At 57.4% G+C, this 24,046-nt stretch carries 15 protein-coding genes; 11 read left to right on the top strand and 4 right to left on the bottom strand.

Annotated features, from left to right (window positions below):
• Positions 1-96: 96 nt before the first annotated feature.
• Positions 97-2,847, top strand: coding sequence for a LuxR C-terminal-related transcriptional regulator (locus tag AAFH99_RS06660; RefSeq protein ID WP_406829007.1), 2,751 nt, complete (start codon positions 97-99; stop codon positions 2,845-2,847).
• Between the two features lie 80 nt (positions 2,848-2,927).
• Here the strand turns inward: AAFH99_RS06660 and AAFH99_RS06665 are convergent, their stop codons facing one another.
• The 3 genes from AAFH99_RS06665 to AAFH99_RS06675 form a co-directional block, all read right to left on the bottom strand.
• Positions 2,928-3,872: a transporter gene (locus AAFH99_RS06665; protein WP_406829008.1), complete on the bottom strand. Its 945-nt coding sequence runs from the start codon at positions 3,870-3,872 to the stop codon at positions 2,928-2,930.
• A 237-nt stretch (positions 3,873-4,109) separates the two neighbouring features.
• On the bottom strand, positions 4,110-5,543 hold the full coding sequence (locus AAFH99_RS06670; protein WP_406829009.1) for a DUF1254 domain-containing protein: 1,434 nt from the start codon (positions 5,541-5,543) through the stop codon (positions 4,110-4,112).
• Between the two features lie 211 nt (positions 5,544-5,754).
• Positions 5,755-10,896: a S8 family serine peptidase gene (locus AAFH99_RS06675; protein ID WP_406829010.1), complete on the bottom strand. Its 5,142-nt coding sequence runs from the start codon at positions 10,894-10,896 to the stop codon at positions 5,755-5,757.
• A 289-nt stretch (positions 10,897-11,185) separates the two neighbouring features.
• On the opposite strand from AAFH99_RS06675, the gene AAFH99_RS06680 reads away from it, so the two are divergent.
• From AAFH99_RS06680 to AAFH99_RS06725, 10 genes are all read left to right on the top strand, one after another.
• Positions 11,186-12,061: a MipA/OmpV family protein gene (locus tag AAFH99_RS06680; RefSeq protein WP_043317568.1), complete on the top strand. Its 876-nt coding sequence runs from the start codon at positions 11,186-11,188 to the stop codon at positions 12,059-12,061.
• A 7-nt stretch (positions 12,062-12,068) separates the two neighbouring features.
• The gene (locus AAFH99_RS06685; RefSeq protein WP_197023781.1) at positions 12,069-12,488 is read left to right on the top strand and encodes a DUF3019 domain-containing protein; all 420 of its coding nucleotides are present in this window, start codon (positions 12,069-12,071) and stop codon (positions 12,486-12,488) included.
• Positions 12,488-13,177 carry a response regulator transcription factor gene (locus AAFH99_RS06690; protein WP_406829012.1) on the top strand — a complete coding sequence of 230 codons (690 nt, stop codon included), beginning with the start codon at positions 12,488-12,490 and terminating at the stop codon, positions 13,175-13,177. Before AAFH99_RS06685 ends, AAFH99_RS06690 begins: the two co-directional genes overlap by 1 nt.
• Positions 13,174-14,454: a sensor histidine kinase gene (locus AAFH99_RS06695; RefSeq protein WP_406829013.1), complete on the top strand. Its 1,281-nt coding sequence runs from the start codon at positions 13,174-13,176 to the stop codon at positions 14,452-14,454. Before AAFH99_RS06690 ends, AAFH99_RS06695 begins: the two co-directional genes overlap by 4 nt.
• A gap of 385 nt (positions 14,455-14,839) precedes the next feature.
• Positions 14,840-15,034: a hypothetical protein gene (locus AAFH99_RS06700; protein ID WP_043317562.1), complete on the top strand. Its 195-nt coding sequence runs from the start codon at positions 14,840-14,842 to the stop codon at positions 15,032-15,034.
• Positions 15,035-15,082: 48 nt separating this feature from the next.
• Positions 15,083-17,752 carry a pyruvate dehydrogenase (acetyl-transferring), homodimeric type gene (gene aceE / locus AAFH99_RS06705; protein ID WP_406829014.1) on the top strand — a complete coding sequence of 890 codons (2,670 nt, stop codon included), beginning with the start codon at positions 15,083-15,085 and terminating at the stop codon, positions 17,750-17,752.
• A 27-nt stretch (positions 17,753-17,779) separates the two neighbouring features.
• Entirely contained in the window at positions 17,780-19,438 is a 1,659-nt protein-coding gene (gene aceF / locus AAFH99_RS06710; RefSeq protein ID WP_406829015.1) for a dihydrolipoyllysine-residue acetyltransferase, read from the top strand.
• A gap of 376 nt (positions 19,439-19,814) precedes the next feature.
• The gene (locus tag AAFH99_RS06715; RefSeq protein WP_156035171.1) at positions 19,815-20,024 is read left to right on the top strand and encodes a hypothetical protein; all 210 of its coding nucleotides are present in this window, start codon (positions 19,815-19,817) and stop codon (positions 20,022-20,024) included.
• A gap of 58 nt (positions 20,025-20,082) precedes the next feature.
• Entirely contained in the window at positions 20,083-20,343 is a 261-nt protein-coding gene (locus AAFH99_RS06720; RefSeq protein ID WP_043317554.1) for a hypothetical protein, read from the top strand.
• A gap of 64 nt (positions 20,344-20,407) precedes the next feature.
• Positions 20,408-20,803 (top strand): hypothetical protein, encoded by a 396-nt coding sequence (locus AAFH99_RS06725; protein WP_406829017.1) that lies wholly within the window; start codon positions 20,408-20,410, stop codon positions 20,801-20,803.
• A 7-nt stretch (positions 20,804-20,810) separates the two neighbouring features.
• Here the strand turns inward: AAFH99_RS06725 and AAFH99_RS06730 are convergent, their stop codons facing one another.
• Positions 20,811-24,014, bottom strand: coding sequence for an efflux RND transporter permease subunit (locus AAFH99_RS06730; protein ID WP_406829018.1), 3,204 nt, complete (start codon positions 24,012-24,014; stop codon positions 20,811-20,813).
• Positions 24,015-24,046: the final 32 nt, after the last annotated feature.

Here is a 24,046-nt window from a genome sequence, read left to right on the forward strand (position 1 = left end):
GCTCTTCACCGTTTGTTGTGATTTTGGTGAAGGGGCGCGCCTCCTGATTAAATACCGGCAGGCCAATATCTGACGCAGCGCCCAACGGAGTACGCCATGGTTTCGGGCCCTGGAAATAGTTTCTGTCCCCCGGCACTGATTGCCACGCGCATGGCTCCGCCGCGACTGGCAGAGGGCAGCGTGCAACGGGATCGGCTGCTGCGGCGTGTCTGCAGCCGGAAGGGGCCGGTAGCGCCTTTGTGCCTGGTTACCGCGCCTGCCGGGTATGGCAAGTCGACGTTTATGGCCCAGTGTCTGCACCACCTGGAAGGCCTGGGAGTGATCACCGCCTGGTTGACACTGGATTCGGATGACAACGAAGGGGAGCAGTTCTTCTACTATCTGGCAGCGGCTTTTCGCCAGCTGAACCCATCTTTTACCCGCAACCTGTCGGAACCGCACCGCAATCTCGATACCCCCGCAGGCGTTCGGCGGCTGGTAACCGGGTTCCTCGGATCACTGGATGCCACCAGACGCTACACGCTGTTTCTGGATGACTACCAGCATATTGAAAACCCCCGTGTGCACGAACTGGTGCAATACCTCCTAAAGCATTTGCCGGATAACCTGTGCCTGTTTATCGGGTCGCGCAGCCTACCTCCGATCCGGTTGTCGCGCCTGCGTGCAGCGGGAGAGCTGTTAGAAATCGACAGTGGCGTGCTCGGATTTGATGGTGACGAGACCGGTGCGCTTTTGCGCGAGGTCAATCAACTACAGGTGAGCGACGACGAAGTGGCGTTGCTGCAGTCCCGAACCAGTGGCTGGGCTGCGGTGTTGCAACTGGCGGCTCTGTCGATGCGGGGCTCTGTGGATCGCGGTCATTTTGCCCGCGCCTTTTCCGGTAACCATGGTTCGGTCGCCGACTTTCTCGCCGAAGAGGTCGTGGCGCAGATGCCGCAATCGCTGGCTTTTTTTCTGCGCCGTGTATCTGTTCTTGAGCGCTTGAGTGCACCCCTGTGCGAAGCGGTCACCGGAGACCGGCAACACAGTGTCGATCTGGCGCTTCTGCGCGATGCGCGGCTGCTGATACAGAGCCTGGATGACGTCGGATACTGGTATCGACTGCATCCGCTATTTCGCGATTTTCTGTTGCGGCAGCTGGAATCTGCGGGTGCCGACGAGCGGGTCGAATTACATCGCAGGGCCAGCGCCTGGTTTGAGGACGAGGGGCTGATTCCCGAAGCGATCCAGCATGCCATCAGCGCAGGAGACCACGGTCGAGCCCTGGATCTGCTCGACGAGCAGGGTGTCAGCCAGATTGCGCAGGGGCATATTTCCCAATTGCTTGGCCTGATCCGCCGTCTGCCAGAAACGCTGCTGGGGGAAAGCCAGAAGGTGTTGGTTCAATTGACCTGGCTGCAGGTGCTGAGCAATCAGTTGCACCAGGGACGACGTATGCTGGATGAATTGAAAGCGCGGAGCGCCACCTTCGAGCTGGCGCAGCAAGTAGAGGTGCACCTGATTGAGGCCAACCTCTATACCATCGACGATCAGGTGGAAACAGCCGGCCAATTGGCCGAGCAGTGGCTGCCACAGGCCCCCGAGGATCCGGTATATCTACGGCCTACTTTTCGCCTGATACAGGGGTTTGTGTGTTATCACCGGCGGGATTTCGCGGGCGCACAGACGGTGGCACAAGAATTACTGGCAATCCCGACAGAGGCCGACCTGGTCTACAACAAGGCCTACGCGAGCTGTCTTGACGCTCTGGTTTGCCTGGTAGGTGCCAGGCTCAAGCAGGGCGTGGATGCGATGGAAGTGCAGTTGCGTAACTTACTGCGCTTCGTATTGCCCAGCTCGCAATTGATTGCTTTGATGGAATCCATGCTGGGGGTGCTGTATTACTATCGCGGCGATCTGCAGCGGGCGGAGAGCTCCTTTCAGCGTGGCCTGGATGCGCAGCGTGTCATCGCTACGGTAGACCTGGTTATTGCCGTCACCCGCGCGCGTGTTCAGCTGCTTTTCAGGCAGCAGAAACACGAGGCCTTGCTGGACTACCTGCGGGAGACAGAGCAGCTGGCGCAAGCGCGAGGCTGGAAGCGGCTGCTGGCGTGCCTGATTCACGAGCGGGTGCGCATTCTACTGGCGCTGGGCGAACAGCCTCAGGCACGAAGCCGATTTGATCAGTGGCAGCGCGAGCGGGCCACGTTTAGCGGACTTCCCGGGCATGCCAGGGATAGCCTGGATTACTGGTCAAGCGTTGCAGATACGCGCCTGCGCCTGGCAGAGGGCGATATCGAGGGCGCGGAGATTCAGCTGCAACCGGTTTTGCGTGAGTTTCTCAACGGCGAGAACCGGTTTCGCGCCATGGAGTTGCATTTACTACTCGCCCGCATTCGCCTGGCGGCCAAACGCGACATGCTGGCGAAGCAGTCACTGGAAAATGCCCTCGCTCTGGATACCGATCACAGTACGGTGCAGCTCTTTCGCGATGAAGGCGAGGAAATTATTGACGCGCTGCACTCCCTGAAAGTGGACTTGCGACAAGCCCCGGATAACGCGCGTCACCAGATCTGGCAACGACAGATCGAAACGATCATCACCCCTTTCGAGGGTGCGCCCTCCACAGGTGTTCCGGGGCGTCCCAGCGAGCTTTCTGAGACCACTTCGGTCAATGAACTGACCAAAAAAGAGCTGGCTACACTTGCGCTATTGGTGGAGGGACTTTCGAATAAAGAGATTTCAGATCAGTTGTGCGTTTCCATTAATACGGTGAAAACCCATCTGAAATCCGCCTACGGAAAGCTTGGTGTTTCCCGGCGCACACAGGCGGTACGCACGTTGAAACGTCTGGGTGTATTTGAGTGAAGTCACTGCCTTCCCCTAGTTGCTCGTATGCGAGGAGTGTATGATCAACTACCGTTTCTCTCAACGCGTTGCTGTTGTCATTAGCTTCTGCTCAACGGAATGTTTATCGTGATAAAAATGTCACCACCTTCCGGGCGATGCTTTGTAGAGAATTCGCCATATCCCCGCAAATTCAAAAAAATCGACCGACTTCCGGCCTTGAAGGTATATCCGAGCTGAGGTCCGACCGCAGAGGTCCGGCTTTTAAAATCCCCCAGCGCAGGAGGCTGTCCACTGTCCGGTGTGAGCTGCACATAGGCGTAGCCGACAAGACCGACAAAAAACTGCTCGGTGAGTGAACGTGACAAGCCAAGGTCGAGATGGGAGTCGATACCACTTTGGTATTGCGTGTCAGAGTTTTCTAAATTGTAAGTAAACCCCGCGGTGGCGGAAAGCTCCCACCCGCTTTTCGTATCCATATAGGTGTAGCCACCTCCGATATCCACAGCACCGTGGCCAATACCCAGGTTGGAAAGACGGTTGGGATTGTATGAGCCAACCGGAATATTGCCCGTAATGTATGCCATCCAGTTGTGCATATCGTGATTCCAGAACAATTGGAAGGTAGGGTATAGGTCGCCGAAACCCGTTATCGAGTCACTCTGTTTTTGGGGGAAAAGTTCTGCGGCTGCCTTTGCCGAGGTTTCCGCGTAACCCGGGAGTAGAGTGAGGGAGAGCCCGGGGCGCGCGCCCAGAATCTGCTTGTCAGGAGAATAGGTAGGTACGAAGAATTGGGCGGCAAAATTCGTATCCAGGCCGAAGGAAAGGAGGTTTCCGCGAGTGAGAGCGCGTGTCGACTCGGCGCTGCCGGAGTAGTAATAGGTTTGCATGGGCAGCGACCACTCCGAGGTCGGTGCAATAGCGGCAAAACTTCCATATTGCCCTGGTAGCCAGAAGCTGACGCCACCTTCGTCAGCGTCAGTGGGGGTAAGCGCGAAAGTGATGAACAGGATAAATATCGAGAGTGCTCTGGTCATTATTTTCATCGGGATTACCCCTCAGTCTGTCTGGACGTAAAGGATCTGCATAATCGGAGTTCATATCCAGCGGAAAATAAGTATTGGAAGCAGAGTGTACTTTTTCATACGCGCCGGCGCCGGATTATCAACGTATTCACACCTTAGTGAACAGAAACGTCTTGCAGCGCAGATTGGCATAGGGGTAGCTAGTGAAAAAAGCCCCGGCAGAGCCGGGGCTGAGACGAAATAACCCTATGCGCGTGTCTAGGGCGCGCCGTTTTTCTCGATCACCGGTGGCCACCAGCTGCCATCGAGAACCGAAGGCGGGTTTTCCTTCGGCCAATACAGGCGGAACATAGGAATAAAATTCGCGTCTGGTGCAGGTAACCAGTTGGATTCTTTTTTCGGCCCCGGGTTTTCTTTTTGCAGGTACAGACTGATGGAGCCATCGGCATTCTTCTTCAGGTTGTTCCGCTCACTGAGGGTGTATCGATTGAGTGGATTTTCAATAAAGAAATAACCCTCGTCATACATGGTCAGTGACCAGAAGCCATTGGCCGGTGGCAGATCCTTTTCTGACTTGAAGTTAATAACGTAGTTGTACTTTGAGCTATCCAGTGGGTCGCCATCGGCGTCGGTCTGACCCACCGGATAAACCGCATCTTTCGGCGGATTGGCGGGAATCCCGAACGCCGCGAGCCAGGCGCGGGCCATATAGTCGGTGCCGTAATGGCCGACTTTCATGTTGATCAGCCAACCATTATTCATTTTTCCCGAATCTTTGGTGTAGGCAACGATCTGTTCCCAGGCGGCTTTCGGCGCCTGCTTGATGGCATCGGCAATTGCAGGGTTCATTTTGCTCAGGTCAAATGGTTTGCCTGGTTCCAGTCCGATTTTTTTCATCTTCGCCACCATTGGCGCATCTTCTGCAATCGGTGGGTTGTTTTTCATCAGTGACGCCATCCAGCCAAAATACTGTTGGGCATCGAGGGCGTTGACCTGATTGCGCACCGCAGTTTTCATATCGACTTTGGGATCCACTTTGCCTACCGGCGGAGTGTACTCCTTGCCCCAGTAACTGAGCGGGTACAGCTTGTACTGGTCCTGCAGCGCCCAGACCTCTTTGTAGTCCTCGGGGGTACCGGTGGAATAGGTCCGCGCGAGAATCCATACGGTGTCGGTGGGGGATTTCAGTTCCTTCACACCATCTGGCAGCTTGCCGCTCCAGCCCGGGCCGGTAATCGCATAGGTCTGGGCTTTCTGGCCGGTGGTACGCGAACCGGGGCTCATGATCACCGGAACCCAGGCGTCATAAAATTCCCACACGTAGTAGCGGTCGCCCATATCCGGCCAGCTAACGACCCAGGGCTCTTTGGCGAGATCTACAAAGGCGTTGGAATAAAGGGTGTCGGCATTGGGCGCGGTGACGTCGCGAAATTTCGCTGTCGGGTATTCCCGCAAATTGGCGAACTGGCCCATGGGGGCGTGTTTAGAGGTCGGCTTTGCCACATTGGTCATGACCTTGCGGGTCATTTCCACCGACATTAGCGAGTAACCAAAAATATAGGCGTCGATGGCGATTTGTTTCGCCTCGTCTGCGCTCAGCGTCGACTGTGCGGACACGTTGGCTGTAGAAAAACTGACAGAGAGCGTCATTATGGCGCTGATAAGCGTGCGCCAGGTCATCGATCGTCTCATGGGGACTCCTCGGTCGTACATTGACTGATGCCGTTGAGAGGTTTGGTGAAGACTTGCCGGGAGGGTTATGGCGCCGGGCCGTCACTGTTCGCAATTGAAAGTCTAGACAGTGAATTCATTGCCGTATAAAAAAGCCCCGACCGATTGGCCAGGGCTCCGAATGACGAAAATCAGCTTCGTCTTATTGGTGGTAAATGATTACACAGGGGCGTCAGATAGCTGCCGAAACCCGGCGCGAACGACGCACGAGGCCCAATGCGATCAACAGGCCCAGCAGAAGGGTGCCGGTAGAGCCACCTTTTCTCTTTTTCTTCTTTTCCGGTTCTGGCTGAATCTCCGGGTAGACACAAGTGCCGTCATCCACGGTAGCGTCTTCATCGTAGTTGTTGGCCGCCATGTCGGTACAACCCGGCTCCTCACCGTCCGAGGCGACTGTCAGCATAAAGCTGGTGCTGGCCGTATCGGAGGGCACCTGCTCGTCGGCAACCGTTATGGTGACTTCCGTCTCGCCGTGCCAGTTGGCGTCCGGGGTGATGGTGACTGTGGAATTGGAGGTGTGGCCGGATACTGCCGCAGTGAAATTCTCGCCGCTCACCGAGATGAGGTTGGGCGCTGCGTCTTTATCCAGGTAGACCACTTCCAGCTCCAGCGCGGTGTTTTCCGCGGTGGTTTGGTCACCAATTTCCGTGAGTAGCAGATTGCCGGGAACGACGATGATCTGAGCCACTGCTTCCTGCGCCATGCCATCGATGTCACTGACGAAAGACAGTTCCAGATCCTGACCTGCTGCGGTTTCCGCCACACGCACCTGGAAGTTCAGGGCGAATTGGGTGGATTCCGGGCCTACGTAGTCATAGCAGACCACCAGATCACGTTTCAGCTTACGGTCCAGGTTGTCGAAGGCAAAACTCTTTCCGACTTCCTGATCGTAGTAATAGGGGTAGCCGAAAATATCCTGCGGTCCGTAGTGGCCGTGGATACCTACCGAGCCCGCGCCACTTTCGCCGGCAAAATCGAGATCGCCATAGGCCATGGTGAATTCATATTCACCCTCGCCAAAGCGATAGCCTTTGTGCACGATGAGGTTGAAGCTGTAGCGGTCGGACTTTTCACTCATCACCGAGCCGCCGGACCAGGAAACCTCTACGTTCTGGGTACGCGCGTTGTGCCACTCGACAATAATATCGTCGATATTGTTGGCGGGGTCATAGGCGTAACCAACCACCATGCCGGAGGTCACCGCCGGATCGAAATCCAGGTTAAGTGGTGTACCGAGTGCATCCACATTGGCACTGAACCAACCGCCGGTATTGAATACCCCTTTCCAGAGCACGCCGATAAACGGTGCGTAAGGATCGGAGTAGTAAGGGAACTCGTGGTGCACGATATGCTGTGACGGATCCCATTTCTGTTCGACGGTTGCGTAGCCCTGGGGCGATACCACCAGATCCGGGTAGGTTTTAAACGCGTCATTGTGGAACAGGCTCATGCTCGCATCAGGACCCCAGAAGCGACTGAGTGGGATCTTGAATTCCGGGTTGAGCCAATCGGCGGCAGAGCCTCCAATATCCGGCAGCAATCCGAACCGCTCGTACAGGCCGACAAAGCCACCTTCACTGGCGGTGCTGCCCGCGGTGTAGATCGGCGTGCGACACATCTGGTCGGTTTCGCTACTGGTGATTTTGTAGTCCCGTTTCCAGTGCTCGGAGTTTTCCTGAATGCCGCTAACCTGGATGACATCTCCAAGTACCTGCAGGTGGTCGCGCATCATCGGGTTATCGACGCTCACGGAACCATCTATCAGGGTAAGTCCTTCAGGTAGTTGACCCAGCAAGTCGATCTGGCGGTCGATGCCCGAATTGTTTTCCACCATGTGAACCGTCACATCGATGATATCGCCACCTTTGGCCTGGGTCTGGCTGGTGGTGAGGCTGATATCATTGACACCCCGGGTCAGCTTGACCGGCACAAAACCGACGCTGCCGGGCGCATTGCCGGTACCAATGTCGAATCCAGCGTAGGCAACATCGCCAACTTCGAAGTCACTGAGGTTCCAGTTCAGATCGACACCGACTTTTTTGCCATCGGTGGTCGCCGGTCCTTCAACCTGAAAGCCTCCAGCGATGGCCGGTACCAGAGCGGTGGCCACCTTGTAGGTATCTTTCAGCTCCACGCCATCAATGACGGTGTGATCGGTGACATTGATACGGTGGTTGTCGACAACAACCCAGTAACTGCCCGCATCGGGGTTGGTGATGCTGCAGTAGTTCAGCTCGATTTCCGTGGTGGATGCACACAGCAGCTCATTTTCGAAATCCGCTTCGCCATTGCCGTCGCTATCGCGACCGATGTAGACGGTCATCCAGCCGTGCATCGGACCGTAAAAATCACTCCAGCCGGGGCTCTGCAGGTTTTCCAGAACTTCAACCACGAAGCGGGCGGTATTTTCCGGCACCGTCATCAGTGTGACGCGGGCATGACCGGGCTCGTAGTCGTTGTCATAGCGCACCGGGATATGGTCGATATCCTGATTCAGTGTGACTTCTTCCACGCTCGCCTTGACCGGGCCGTACGAACGATACTGAACACTGTTCATCGCCGGTAACGGCAGGTCCTTCAGGTGGTAGCTACCGTTGTCACGGTGCACATCCACGTTGACCGTACTTGGAAGTCCGCCGCGGTCAAAGTTGATGGAAACGGGCCAGTGCGAATCCGGGATGGTTTCATCTTCTGCGGTGATACGTACCTCGCTCCACAGTTCCAGTTGTGGCAGATCTTTGACGCCGCCGAGCATGGAATTGTGTTCGAACTGCACGTCGGTGAGATCCGCAGTGAAAACGATGGTCTGGGTTTCGCCGGCTTCCAGGCTGAAGCTGTTCGGGAAGGCTTCGATCTTGGCGCCGTTAATCGGTGTTTCCCCCTTACCGGTATTCCATACGTCGTATGTCCAGTCGCCGTTGGTGACCGTCCACTGACCGCTGCGCGTGGCACGCACGGTACGCATCCAGGAGCAGGTACGGCGGCAGTGGTTGTTTACCAGTTGCGGCAGGTTCAGCTGTTTTACGTCGCCACCGTTGTTCGGGTTGGCGTATTCGAAGTTCGCGGCGGTTTCATCCATCACCAGACCGGCGTCTACTGCGGCGGCCACGTCCACGCGGCCTGAGCCCGCGCGATAGGTGTGTGCCGGGCGAGTGTCATCGCTCCAGGTATTGGGTTTTTCACGCACGGTTTGCGCGGAGGTCATCAGCAGGGCGGACTGGATTTCTGCAGCGGTCCAGTCCGGGTGTGCCTGTTTCACCAGAGTCATGGCACCGGCCACATGGGGGCTTGCCATGGAGGTACCGCTGATCATGGTCCAGTCCTGGGATGCCGCGGAATCGGGGTGGAAGGGATGCTCATCGGCATAGGCTGCGAGGATGTCGACACCCGGGGCGCTGATGTGTGGCGCCAGGCTGCCGATAAAGTGCTGCGCGGGTCCTCGTGACGAGAAGTCCGCCAGCAGGTCACCTTTATCCGCATCAATGGTGCGGCTGATCTCGGCAGCGGTAATAGAAATACTGTGGTCCGTGCCTCCGTCCTGAATCCAGTCCAGCAGTTGCGAGCCGCGGTAGCTGCCAATGTGCAGGCCGGGAATCGGGAAAATGTCGTCAACCAGCTTGGGGTCGGCCTCGTCACCGGCGTTGTACAGAATGAACCCGCCGGCACCGCCGGACTGCACGTTATACGCCTTTGCGACACGGGCATTTTCACCGCGTTTACAGATGACGATATGGTGTGGCTCGAAAGTGCCGGCAGCAAATTCGCTCGCGCACAGCTCATCGCCGTAGTCAGCCGCACTCACTGGTGTGCCGACAATGCCGGAAGCCGAGATACCGGCGATATCGTCCCACTCGTCAGCGTGGTTAACGTAAAAGCTGGGTGCAGCCGTGGCACCACCGCTCAGCTCAATCCCATTGCCCACTGTGTCCATTACGCGGTCAGAGGTAGTGGCCGCCACCACCGTGTACCAGGGTGCGGTGTGCGAGAGCGTGTAAAAGCCGGGACCGGCGTTGCCAGCGGATGCTGCGACGGAAATGCCCGCTTCGCGCGCCGACAAAAAGGCGAGGGCCATGGCGTCGTCCCAGGGGTAACGATCGCCGCCGCCGATGGAGAAGTTGATCACGTCGACACCATCGGCAATGGCCTGGTCGACCGCTTTCAGCATTACCTCAGAAGGACAGCCCCGTTCATCCGGGTAACACACCTGGTAAGAAATAATATTGGCGTGAGGGGCGACACCGGCCGCCTGCTCAAATTCAAAGCCGGTGGGAATACCGTCACCGTCTCCCAGTGAGCCACCGAGCAGTGGCACATTATGAATAACATTGCCGGCTGCGGTACTGGCGGTGTGACTCCCGTGTCCGTTGTAGTCTTCACCGCTGGCCGGGCGTACACCTTTGTAGGTGTCGGTGATCATTGGCCAGCTCCACACACCGATCAGCTTGTCGTTACAGGTGGAGGCGCCGGTCGCACAGTCGCCCACGTAATTGCCTTCGCCCCAGGGGTTGGTGTGGTCGTAGCCATCATCGCCCACATCGGCGAAAGATTCGTGATCGGTGTTGATACCGGTATCCAGAATACCCACGATCATGCCTTCACCCTTCAGGTCCAGGCTGCCTGTTTCGGTATTTCCGTTCCAGATTTTATCGGCACCAATAAATTCCGGGCCGCGATCTGTATGTAATTGCATTGTGTCGGAGCGCTGGACGAAGGCGACCTGGGGCAGCTCGGCGAGCTGCTTTGCCTGCGCCTGGGTCATCTCCATGGTGAAGCCGTTGATGGCATCGGTAAATTGCAGGCGCGGCGCGCGTGATACGCCGAAGGCGCGAGCCTGTTGCACGACCGTTTGATGCTTTTGCATCAGATAGTTTTTGTAGCTGTCGGCCCGGTTTCGCTGAATCGCCTTGAGGCCGCGGGTGCCATGTGGTGCTGCCAGGGTGCCACTGGCGACCTCGTTGCGCAGCGCGCTTAATGCCGTGGCTTCAAATCCTTTGACCCGTCCATCGTAGGTAGTCACTGGCAGGTCGTGCAGGCGAACAATGTAAACATCTTCGCCACTGCGCTCCGGTTCGTGGGCAAACTTGTCCGCGGCGGAGGCCGGGCGAATTTGCTGATTGAGACCGCCGGGGCGGCGATTCTGAATCGTCTGGCCACTGGTTTGTTGTTGGGATGCCGCCGTTGACTGCACAACTTTGGCGATCTGTGGGGCTTTGATCTGATGCAGACCCGGTCCGGGGTGATTGGTCACGGATGCCGTCACACTGCTGGTACACAGCGCGGAGGCGATCACCGTTGCTAGGGTTTTTATTTTCAAGTTTCTTCTCCCTCGGAAGGAACAATTATTGGTATGACTGCGGCGAAATACCGCAATAGCCCTTTTCATATATCAAAGGTGGGTAGGAGAAACTGTGCAAATTTGTGGAAAGACTGGCCAACACCCCCGTAGTACGGCGCTTTGGGATTTGTACAAATTTGTACAAATCACCCGAAAGGGTCTTTCGCCACCGCGAGCGCTTCGATAGATTGCAGAGAATATCGGGTCAGTGATTTATAAAAGGTCGAAGTGATTGTGAGCAGCGGTGGATTTAAACAGGACCTGCGCCATGGGTGAGCAGGAAACTTATTTCCATAAGTTGGTCACGGCCATTCTGTGCCTGGGAAGCGCAGCGGCCTTTCAGATGATTCCGATCGCTGAAGCGGCGGAAACCGCCGCCCAGTATTCCGAATATACGGAGACAGGTAGCTGGCAACTGGCACTGGCAGTGGGGCGCGGGGTGTTACAGAGCCCGCTGGGCGATGGGCAAGACCTTGAGGTTGTCGCCATGCCGAGGGTGCGTTATTACGGAAAGCGGTTTTACCTGGAAGATACTGCCGTAGGCTACAGCCTGTACGAAACCCCCAGCTTTGCCTTCGACATCGCCGGGCGCCTGAATACCGATGGCTTTTATTTCCCGCGCAGTGGTAGTGAACTCAGTCGGGGCTTTGTACTGGCGGGGAGGCTGATGGGGGCCGACGAACCCGCGATGAAGCTGGAACCTCCCAAGCGTCATCTCTCCTATCTCGGTGGTTTCGCCGCACAATGGTTGGGGCCGGTGACCATTGGTCTCGGCGCCTACCGGGATGTGACCGACGTACACGGTGGAGACGAGATTCCTCTGAGTCTGAGCAAGCAGTTTGCTCTTGGTTCGTTGCTACTGGGGGTTGAGCTGGGGGCAACCTATCAGAGCCGTAAGCTGGTGGATTATTACTATGGTGTGGAAATACCCGGGCCGGGAACGTCCAGCTTTCCGCTGTATCAGCCTGATGCGGCGCTCAATACCCATGCGACCCTGGAAGCCAAGTATCCGCTTTCCAGCAATCTGGATATGGTACTGGCGGGTCGGATCGACTGGATGGATGATGCGATTGCCAATAGCCCCTATGTGACTGATGCGAGCCCCAAAGCATTTTTTGCCGGCGTGCAATATAGCTGGAAGTAATCCGCGTATGACAGGTCACAGCGTATTAGCAGGCGTTTTACTGGTGATCGGTTCAAAATCTGCTGCGGCAGTGCCAGATGGGAACGCAGCAAAACAGGTCGAAGGTTTTTCTGTGTCACCGCGTAGTTGCATCGTAAAGCAGGGTGAGTTGTGCCGCGCGAAATTTGTGTTTTCCTGGGCGCTTCCAGAATCTGGAGAAGTCTGCATTTTCCGTGCGGGTAATGGTGACCCGCTCTTTTGTTCCAATTCGGCGGTTTCAGGCCAGGTCGCGCTGGAACTTACCTTGGAAAAAACGACCCGCTTTGATATTTCCGTGGATCGAGGACCCATGTCTACTACTACCTCGTTGGCGACAGCTTCGGTAAAAGTACTGGCCGTTGGGCATCACGTCCGCGTCAGGCGTCGGCACCTCTGGAGCTTTCTCTGATGAATGGCAAACGCATTCTGTTGATCGAAGACGATCAGCGATTAGCACGGTCGGTTGTACAATTTCTTGAAAAACAACAGTTTGTCGTACGTCACCTTGCCGACGGTATTGGCGTTTCCCAATTGCTCCGTAATGAAGTCATCGACCTTGTGTTATGCGACATCATGTTGCCCGGCCGCGATGGCTTTGAGATTATTGAAGAGGTGCGAAGGGAATTTAACGGTCCCTGCCTTTTTCTGACTGCTTCCAGTGATGTACCGATCCAATTGAAAGCCTTTGATGCCGGCGCGGACGACTTTATCGTCAAGCCGGTTCACCCGGATATCCTTCTCGCCAGAATTCACGCCTGCCTGCGTCGAAACTTTCCACCCAACCAGCAAAAATCGGCGATTCAGATAGACAATCTGCGCATTGACCGGAGTGGACGCAAGGCGTGGGTCAATGATGAGCTGATTGTACTGTCTCCGGGTGAGTTCGATCTGCTCTGGTTACTGGTAAGTAATCCGCAGCAGCCGTTGAGTCGCGAATTCCTGTTTATCAATTCACTCGGGCGTCGCTACGATGGCCTGGATAGAACCATTGATGGTCGTATCAGTCGGTTGCGTAAGAAAATGGAGCGGCACGCCTCACTGCTTCTGACTGTAAGGACCGTGTGGGGGAAAGGCTATATGCTGGCGGAGCGGCTGTGAATCGGTATTACCTGCGTTACCTGCTCTTGGTTTTGCTGGGTTTGTCTGCGGCCGTGTGGGCTGCGGATCAGGTGTATCTCGGTCAGCAGCAGAAGACAACCGCTCAGGAGCCGGTGGAAATTTCACTGCGGCAATTACTCGACGCACATTGCGAAAAAAATACCTGTACACCAACCGCAGCGAATCACCGTGGGCACTTCAGTATTCTGTCGAAAGATCAGTTGCTATTGCCCGCCTCCGAGGTCGATCTTCTCAATCGCGGCGGACTGGTGCGCGCTGAAAATGAAGCCGGAAGCCAGCTGTTGTATTTACAGGCCGGAGATCATATGGCCCAGTTCGGTCCTTTTGAGGATGAGTTGGTCGGGATACATCGGTGGTATACGCGGTTTTTTTATCTGCTTCTCGGGGTGGCCATCGTGGTTTGCCTGTGGCCGTTGATTCGCGATCTACAGAAGCTCAAGGATGCGGCGGCGCGATTTGCCAGAGACAGAAACCCCGCGCACTTTCATTTTTCCCACAGTAGCTTTTTTACTCCGGTATCGGATGCCATGGTGTGGATGAGTCAGCGTCTTGCGCGCGCGGTTGCCCTTCAGCAGGAGCTTTCCGCAACCTTGTCTCACGAGTTGCGAACACCGATAACCCGCCTTAGATTTTTGGTGGCCTCTCTCCCTCACGAAAGTGACGCAGATCTGAAGCGGGAAATCCAGGAAGATCTGGATGAGCTGGACGCACTGGTCGATGAGTATCTGACCTTCGCTCGCCAGGAGCACGAGCGGCCGCTGCTCGACTTCGGGCCGGTAAACCTGCTTGACCTGATATCTCCGCGTTTTCAGCAGGTGGCCCATATCAGCGGCCGCCGCGCGCAACTGGATGTCGCCAGCCTGGTAGTGGCGGAAGCCGACCGTCGCTCGCTGGTTCGCGTATTCAATAACCTGATCGATAACGGGGTCAAATATTCCGCCAGTGTGGTGCACATCCGGCTGTACCTGGAAGACGGCGACGCGGTATTTGTGATTGAAGATGATGGACCGGGTCTCGCGGGCATCGATTTCGAAGACCTTTTTCTACCCTATGCGCGGGAAAGCGGGGTTCAGGAGCTGCCCAGCTATGGGCTCGGGCTTGCCATTGTGCGCAAGGTGGTCGATTGGCACAGTGGGTCTATTTCCGCAGGTGCATCTACGGCATTGGGGGGCGCGCGATTTGAACTGCGCCTGCCAGCGGCAGCGGCTCGAGAAGCCGATGGCGAGCCGCTGGCCACCGGTACAGCTCCCCGATAACGGCATGCAGCGGGATACTATTTGATGGTACACACGTTCGGTATCCGTTACCTGAAATGGGCCGGGCGTGGAATTTTCGTGACCAGAAATGATTTTCTGGACTCAATTATGTAATAAAATTATACGATAAGGCCGCAATTTATTTCGGTAATCGCGCCAACTGGCAAATAATTGTTTTACATATTGGTTTTATTTGTTACTAATCGTCCTGTCTGGAAAAACGCTTGTAGTAATACTACAATCGCCCCCGCTTACGCACTTGCAGCCGGTTAATTGAGGGCATTTGAATACGCCACACGGCGTCCGCTCTACAGTTGACGGGCCGAGAATTCAACGCCGAATTCAAAGTCGAGCCGGTATTAACGAGCCCTGCAACAGGCTCTTTATGGCCGGCGGTATTCAGGTCGCACAGTACTCTCTGTTTCAAGCTGTTTCACGCCGCACCTTCTGTTGTGCTGCTGAAATATTGAGCAGGGTTCGCTGCTTTTCCGCCACTTCAGGCGGTGATCTGGCGAACCAGACGGCAGAATCCGGGGAAATCCCGGTGATTGCGGTACTGTTGCGCAGCAAAAAATTCTGACCATAAAAAACACCGACTCGACGTCGTATATTCGCCGAGGAGCATTTGATGCACGAAGAAACCGACATTCAGGAAACGCAGGAATGGCTGGACGCGCTGCAGGCGGTTATCCGCCACAGCGGCAAGGAACGCGCTGCGTTCCTGATCAAGCAGCTGTCTGACCGCGCCACCAATACCGGCGTACAGCTGCCGGCTGCCATCACCACCCCGTACCGCAACACCATTCCGCCGGAAGCGGAAAAGCGTATGCCGGGTGACCTGTTCATGGAGCGTCGAATTCGCTCTCTGATCCGCTGGAACGCGCTGGCCATGGTGGTTCGCGCCAACTCCAACAGCGACAGCCTCGGCGGCCACATCGCCAGCTTCTCGTCTGCCGCGACCCTGTACGATGTTGCCTTCAACTACTTCTTCCGCGGTAACGAGGGTGAAGAGCGCGGCGACCTGATTTTCTTCCAGGGCCACAGCGCGCCGGGTATCTACGCCCGTTCCTACCTGGAAGGCCGCTTCGATGAAGAGCAGCTGGACAACTTCCGCCGCGAAGTAAACGGCAACGGCCTGTCCTCCTACCCACACCCCTGGCTGATGCCGCACTACTGGCAGTTCCCCACCGTATCCATGGGCCTGGGCCCCATCCAGGCGATCTACCAGGCGCACATCATGCGCTACCTGTCTGCCCGCGGCCTGTCTCCGCGCGGCGATCGCAAGGTGTGGGCATTCCTCGGTGACGGTGAGTGTGACGAGCCGGAATCCCTCGGCGCCATCGCCCTGGCGGGCCGCGAAAAGCTGGAAAACCTGGTGTTCGTGGTCAACTGTAACCTGCAGCGTCTGGACGGCCCGGTACGTGGCAACGGCAAGATCGTGCAGGAGCTGGAAGGCGTATTCCGCGGTGCCGGCTGGAATGTGATCAAGGTCTTGTGGGGCCGCCTGTGGGATCCGCTGTTCGAGAAAGACGAAAAAGGTCTGCTGCAAAAAGTCATGGACGAGACCGTCGATGGCGAGATGCAGAACTTCAAGGCCAACGGCGGCGCTTACACCCGCGAGCACTTCTTCGGTAAATACCCGGAGCTGGCGGAGATGGTCAAAGACTTCTCCGACGAAGAGATCATGAAGCTGAACCGCGGTGGCCACGATCCGTACAAGGTCTACGCCGCCTACGCCGAAGCCATGGCCCACAAAGGGCAGCCCACCGTGATCCTGGCGCAGACCGTGAAAGGCTACGGCCTGGGTGCTGCCGGTGAAGCGGCGATGGATACCCACAACGTCAAGAAAATGGACACCGAAGCGCTGAAACGCTTCCGCGACCGCTTCGCGATCCCGATTACCGACAAGGAAATCGAGGAAGTTCCGTATTACCGTCCGGCGCCGGACAGCCCCGAGATGAAGTACATGGCCGAGCGCCGCAAGGCACTGGGTGGTCCGGTACCGTCCCGCAGCACCGAGGTGGCCAAGCTGGAAATCCCGGAACTGGACGCGTTCAGCGCCCTGACCAAGGGCTCCGGCGACCGCGAAATCTCCACCACCATGGCGTTCGTACGCGCACTGTCCGTGCTGGTGAAAGACAAGAAAATGGGCAAAAACGTCGCGCCGATTGTGCCGGACGAAGCCCGTACCTTCGGTATGGAAGGTCTGTTCCGTCAGCTGGGTATCTACTCTTCCCAGGGCCAGAAATACACCCCGGTCGACCACGGCCAGATCATGTATTACAAGGAAGACAAGAAGGGCCAGGTGCTGGAAGAAGGCATCAACGAAGCCGGTGCCATGTCCGCATGGATGGCTCTGGCGACAGCCTACAGCAACCACGGCGTGCCGATGGTGCCTTTCTACATCTACTACTCCATGTTCGGTTTCCAGCGCATTGGCGACCTGGCATGGGCCGCCGGCGACATGCAGGCGCGCGGCTTCCTCGTTGGCGCCACCGCTGGCCGTACCACTCTGAACGGCGAAGGTCTGCAGCACCAGGACGGCCACAGCCATGTGCTGTCTGCCACCATCCCGAACTGTAAGAGCTACGACCCGGCCTACGGTTATGATCTGGCAGTGATCATGCGTCACGGCCTGAAGGAAATGTACGAAGAACAGAAGAACCTGTTCTACTACATCACCATCGAGAACGAGAACTACCTGCAGCCGGAAATGCCGCAGGGCGTGGAAGAAGGCATCATCCGCGGTATCTACAAGCTGGACAACAATTCCCGCAAGCCCGGCAAGGGCAAAGCGGCGAAGAAGCACGTTCAGCTGATCGGTGCCGGCTCTATCCTGCGCGAAGTGCTTGCCGCAGCGGACATTCTGGCGGATCAGTTTGGAGTGACCTCCGACGTGTGGAACCTGACCTCCGCCACCGAGGCTTCCCGTGAAGCCCAGGACGTGGCCCGCTGGAACATGCTGCACCCGACCGAAGAAGCCCGTAAATCCTGGATTGGCGAGCAGTTCGAAGGCAACGAGACGCCGGTGGTGATCTCCACCGACTACATCCGCGCCTACGTCGAGCCGCTGCGCGAGTTTATCGATGGCAATGTGATTGCACTGGGCACCGACGGCTTCGGTCGTTCCGACAGCCGCGAGCAGCTGCGTCGCTTCTTTGAAGTGAACCGTAACTACGTTGCTGTTGCCGCGCTGAAAGGCCTGGCGGACCAGGGTGTGATCGAAGCGAGTGAAGTGGCCGACGCCATCAAGAAGCTCAATATCGACCCGGAAAAAGTAAACCCGCGCCTGGTTTAATCACCGCTGAGTAAGGAAGGTAGAGACATGGCAAAACAAGTCATTAAAGTGCCTGATCTCGGCGGCGCCGATCAGGTAGATGTAATTGAAATCGCCGTTGCCGTGGGTGACACGGTGGCGGAAGAGGACGCGCTGATTGTAGTGGAGGGCGACAAGGCCTCTATGGACGTCCCCGCGCCGGTGGCCGGCAAGATCCTGAGCATCTCCGTCAAGGAAGGTGACAAGGTATCTGAGGGCGATGTTATCGGTGAAATGGAAACGGACGCTGGTGACGATGCCGGTAGCGACGCGTCAGAAGAACCAGCGCCTGCTCCGGCAGCGGAGCCGGCTCCGGCCCCCGCCGCGGAAGAAGCGCCGGCTCCGGCCGCTGCCGCAGGCGTTGAGAAGGAAGAGGACATCGTGGTTCCGGATCTCGGGGGTGCCGAGTCTGTGGACGTGATCGAAATCTCCGTCTCCGCCGGTGATGAAATCGAAGAGGGCGACGCCCTGATCGTGGTGGAAGGCGACAAGGCGTCCATGGACGTACCGTCTGCGGCAACTGGTACCATCGTTTCCATCTCCGTGAAGGAAGGCGACAAGGTGTCTACCGGTGATGTGATCGGCGTGATCAAGACCCGGTCTGGAGGCGACAGTGGCGGCGGTGGCGCGAGCGCGGCTCCTGCTCCGGCAGCTGCAGCGCCAGCCCCTGCTCCCGCGCCGACCAGTGAAGCCGAGGCTCCGCAGGAAGCGCCGAAACGCGATCCGCACGTAGAGCGCGACCACACCCCGTCCGCCGAAGTTTACGCCGGCCCCGCCGTGCGCAAACTGGGCCGCGAACTGGGCGTGACCCTGAACAAGGTCAAGCCTACCGGTCCGCGCGGTCGTGTGACCAAAGACGACCTGCACGCCTATATCAAGGAGCAGGTGAAAAAAGCCGAAAGCGGTGCTGCTGCTGGTATCGGCGGCAATATCGGCATTGCGCCCATGCCGGAAATTGACTTCAGTCAGTTCGGCCCGGTACGTGTAGAGCCGATGAGCAAGATCCACAAGCTCACCGCGGCGAATATGGTGCGGAACTCGCTGACCGTGCCCCACGTCACTCAGTTCGACGATGCGGACATTACCGATCTGGAAGATTTCCGTAAGGCAATGAAGGCTGAAGCGGAAAAACGCGGCGTGAAAATTACGCCAGTGCCGTTCCTGCTGAAGGCTGCCGCTGCCGCACTGCGTGAAGTGCCGAGCTTCAATGTATCCCTGCATAACGATGGCGAGCACATCGTCAAGAAAGACTATGTGCACATTGGCATGGCGGTGGATACACCGAAAGGCCTAGTGGTCCCGGTGATTCGGGATGTGGATAAAAAAGGCCTTTACGAGCTGGCAGAGGAAGCCACCGCCATGGCGGTGGCTGCCCGCGACGGCAAGCTGAAGCCCCGCGATATGCAGGGTGCCTGTTTCACCATCTCCAGTCTCGGTGCTATTGGTGGCACCGGATTTACCCCCATCGTGAATGCGCCGGAAGTGGGTATCCTCGGTGTATCCAAGCTGGCGATTCGACCGGAATGGAACGGCAGTGAGTTTGTGCCGCGCAAGATGCTGCCCCTGGCACTGTCTTACGACCACCGTGCGGTAAACGGCGGTGATGCGGGCCGTTTCCTGACCTATCTGGCGGGCGTGCTGGCTGACGTGCGCAAGCTGCTGCTGTAATTTTTGATCGCAAGATCAATGCAGCGTTAGAAAAAGCGCCAGAGGGTTTTCCCTCTGGCGCTTTTTTTGTGTGCTCTTTTTGCTTAGTTGTTGCGGCTTGCTTCGCGGTTTTTGAAGGTTTTGCCCGCCATGACGTGATCGCCGTCGCCTCATTCCCTTGTGCGTTGAATCCCGCGTATTTAATTTTGTTTAAAACGTGAACAGCGTCGTCGAACGCTTCCTGCGCGCTAAACTGAAATTAACAGAGAGTGGATGTCGGGAAAGTGGAGTTCCCGGCTGTGGTCAGGTAGTGATCAAGTTGCGAGGTAGGTGAGTCATGAAGCGCACAGGGATTACAGCTGTGGCAATGGGCGCCACACTGTGTATGCAGGGTTGTATGTTCGTACCGTATGGAAACGAAAATAGCTACGATCCATTTTTCTTCAACCCGGACGACCAGAGTCAGAGTGCAGACTTTGTCGAAGTGGGAAATTATCTACCAAACGCCGCGGCTCCCCCTGCGGCAAGCCGGCAGTGCTCGACCGATGCGGAAAATAGTCGCGTAGGCTCTGCTTGCTGGTTTTTCCCGGTGATGCGGGTGTATTGAGTTGGCGGCGGGTTGTCGATCTATTGCCGCTATGTGAAATGAAAGTTAAGGAGACACCATGCGCAAACCAGTGATGATTTTATCGGTGATGGCGGCGGCGACGCTACTGTCAGCCTGTGGTACCAGCAGCGTGCGCGATCAGGTGGTCTACCCTAACAGTGCGCCCATTCCCCGCGCGCCGGTACATGCGGAACAGAAGACCAACTATGACGGTTGCCCGGGGGACGCGGAAGAGCTGGCGCCGGGTTCTATTTGCCCGGCCACCGCCCAGTGTTACGAGATTTCCGGCGGGCGCCGCTGTATCGTTTACGAGAAGTAAGCCCACGACATTGGCGGGGCTTTGGGGGGCGGAAAGCCCCTCTCATACGCACAGAGGATGTGAAATGAAATTGCGCCTGATTGCCCCGTTCGCCGCCGCATTTTTCGCCGGCTGTGCCGGTACTGCCAGCAACATTGACAATGTCAAAAGCCTCGACGGATTCTGGTGCGACCTGACAGGCTCTCCCGCAACCTATTATCAGGGGCGCCTGCCGGAAAATCTGACGCCGCTGTATCCCCGCGACTGCTTTTCCGGTGACACCCAGATTCCGACAGCGAATGCTTGCCTCACCGGTGACAGCGTCTGTTATCAACTGGATACCGGCAACTGGTGTACCGCCGGTATCGCGCCCCAGTGCCCCGTCGGCAGTGCACCGTTGACCATGGACGCACCCTGTCCGGAAGGCGGGCAATGCAGGATTTACAGTGAAGGCCTGCGTTGCTATTCCTCAGGTGCCTGATCGATTGTTACTGCCCGGATAGCTCGACCGCGGCCGGCCGTTCCCGGGCTGTTTCCCGCGGCGGCACCCCTTCGCTCTGGGGGTTGCGTTGCCCGGAGAGCGAACGCAGGGCCACGTAAAACACCGGCGTCAGCAGCAATCCGAACAGCGTTACACCAATCATGCCGGTAAATACGGTGACCCCCATGGCGTTGCGTACTTCGGCGCCGGCGCCGCCGGCCAGTACCAGTGGTACCACGCCGGCAATAAAGGCGACCGAGGTCATGATGATTGGCCTCAGCCGCAGGCGACAGGCCTCGAGCGCGGCGCGCATTGGATCCAGCCCTTTTTCCATTTCCAGCTCGCGGGCGAACTCGACGATCAGAATGGCGTTTTTACACGCCAGGCCCATCAGTACCACCAGACCCACCTGTACGAACACATTGTTGTCGCCCCCCGTCAGCCAGACGCCGAAAAGGGCGGCCAGCAGGCACATGGGTACGATCAGGATCACGGCCAACGGCAGCACCCAGCTCTCGTAAAGCGCCGCCAGCACCAGGAACACCAGTAGCAGGGCCAGTGGGAACACCAGCATGGAAGCATTGCTGCGGTTGACCTGCTCGAAACTCAGATCTGTCCACTCAATCGTCATACCCGGTGGTAATGCCTGCGCTGCCACCCGCTCCACCGTTGCCAGCGCCTCGCTGGAGGACAGCATCGAGGGGTTGGACTGGCCGAGCAGGTCCGCGGCGGGATAGCCGTTGTAACGGATCACCGGATCGGGCCCGTAACTTTGCTTCAGCTGCACCATGGTGTTGATTGGCACCATCTCGCCGCGATTGTTACGGGTGTAGAGGTGGTCGATGTCTGCAACTTCATTGCGGAAAGGGGCGTCCGCCTGGGCCATGACCCGGTAGGTGCGGCCGAACAGGTTGAAATCGTTGATATACAGCGAGCCGAAATACAGCTGCAGCGTGCCGAACAGATCATCCAGGCGCACGCCCTGAGCCTTGGCCTGCAGGCGATCCACTTCCGCATCCAGTTGCGGGACATTGGCCTGATAGGAACTGAAGGGGTAACTGAGTCCCGGTGTTTGGCTGAGTGCACCGGCGAGTTCGTTGGTGGCAGTCTGCAGGGCGCCATAGCCGGCCCCGGAGCGGTCCTGAACATACAGCGAGTAGCCGGAGCCAGCGCCTAGGCCGAAAATCGGCGGCGGCATAAAGCTGATCGCGAATCCTTCTTTGATATTTGCCAGCTTGCCATTCAGCTCAGCGGCAATTTCACCCGCGCTGCGATCGCGCTCGCTGAAATCGTCGAAGAGCACGAACACGGTTCCCACGTTCGGGGTGTTGGTGCGTTGCAGGGCATTGAAGCCGACAAAAGCCGCAGCGTGAGATACGCCCTCCGTGTCCAGTGCCAGTTCACTCACCCGGCGCGCGACAGCTTCGGTTCTATCCAGCGAGGCGCCCTCTGGCAGGCGGATACTGCCCACCAGGTAAGTTTTGTCCTGGGTGGGGATAAATCCCCCCGGAACCTGGTTGAACATGAACACGGTACCGACCAGAAGCAGGCTATAGACGGCAAATACGAGGCCGCGCCGATTCAGACTGCGACCGACAAATCCCTGATAGCGGTTGGCACTTCGATTGAAGAAACGGTTGAACGGGCGGAACACCCAGCCGAACAACCGATTGATAATTCGCGCTGGCAGATCCGGTGCGGCGCCGTGGGGCTTCAGTAGCGTCGCCGATAGTGCCGGTGACAGGGTCAGCGAATTAACCGCAGAAATTACCGTGGCGATCGCGATGGTCATTGCGAACTGGCGATAGAACTGCCCGGTGATACCGTCGAGGAACGCCATAGGCACGAACACCGCACACAGCACAAGGCTGATGGCGACAATCGGGCCACTCACTTCCCGCATGGCCTGGTGGGCGGCCGCCAGCGGGCTCAACCCCTCCTCGATATTGCGCTCCACGTTCTCCACTACCACGATCGCATCGTCCACCACGATACCAATTGCCAGCACCATGCCAAATAATGTGAGCGTATTGATGGAAAAACCCAGCAGGTGCAGAACCGCGAAGGTACCGATAATCGAGACCGGAACCGCCAGCAGCGGAATCAGAGATGCGCGCCAGGTCTGCAGGAACAGGATCACCACCAGTACCACCAGCAGCACTGCTTCCAGCAGTGTTTTTATCACCGCTTTGATGGAGGTGCTGACAAACACCGTCGGATCATAGGCGATCTCCCACTCCAGCCCGTCGGGAAACCGATCGTCCAGTTCCGCCATTTTTTCCCGAATTGCCTGCGAGACTTCCAGTGAGTTGGAGCCGGGTGCCTGGAAGATCGGCAGGGCAACGGCCTGGCGTCCGTTCAGCAGTGCGCGCAGGGTATCTTCGGAGGCGGCCAACTCAATACGCGCGACGTCGCTCAGGCGGGTGATTTCGCCGTCGTTGCCGGTTTTGATCACTACATCACCGAACTCCTCCACACTCGTCAGTCGCCCCTTGGCGTTGATGGAGATCAGAAAGTCGTTCTCCCCGGGCATCGGCTGGGCGCCGATCTGACCGGCGGACACCTGTACATTCTGTTCGCGCACGGAATCGACAATATCGGCGGCGGTGATATCGAGGGCCGCGGCTTTCTGCGGGTCCACCCACACGCGCATGGCGTAGTCGCCGGCGCCAAACAATCCGGCCTGACCGACCCCGGGAATACGGGCAAGTTCGTCGCGGATATGCAACACCGCGTAGTTGCGGATATACGTTGCATCGAAACGATCACCCGGCGAAGTCAGGTGTACCGCCATCATCAGGTTGGGCGACTGTTTCTGTGTGGTGACACCCTGGCGGCGCACATCCTCCGGCAGCCGTGGCAGTGCCTGGGAAACCCGGTTCTGTACCTGAACCTGAGCCTGATCGGGATCGGTTCCCAATTTGAAAGTGACGGTCAGTGACAGAGTGCCATCGCTGCCGGCGACGGATTTCATGTAGATCATGTCCTCCACACCATTGATGGCTTCTTCCAGTGGCGTGGCGACGGTTTCGGAGATGGTCTTGGGATTGGCGCCCGGGTAGCGCGCTGTTACCGCGACACTCGGTGGCACTACATCGGGATATTCACTTACCGGCAGCACCGGGATACTGATCAGCCCGACCACGAAAATGATGATCGACAGCACCGAGGCAAAGATGGGTCTGTCGACAAAAAAACGGGAAAAATTCATACGCTGCTACCCCGTGTGCGATGGTGATCATC

Origin of the sequence: Microbulbifer sp. ARAS458-1 (assembly GCF_045348205.1) — a bacterium.
Lineage (GTDB): Bacteria > Pseudomonadota > Gammaproteobacteria > Pseudomonadales > Cellvibrionaceae > Microbulbifer.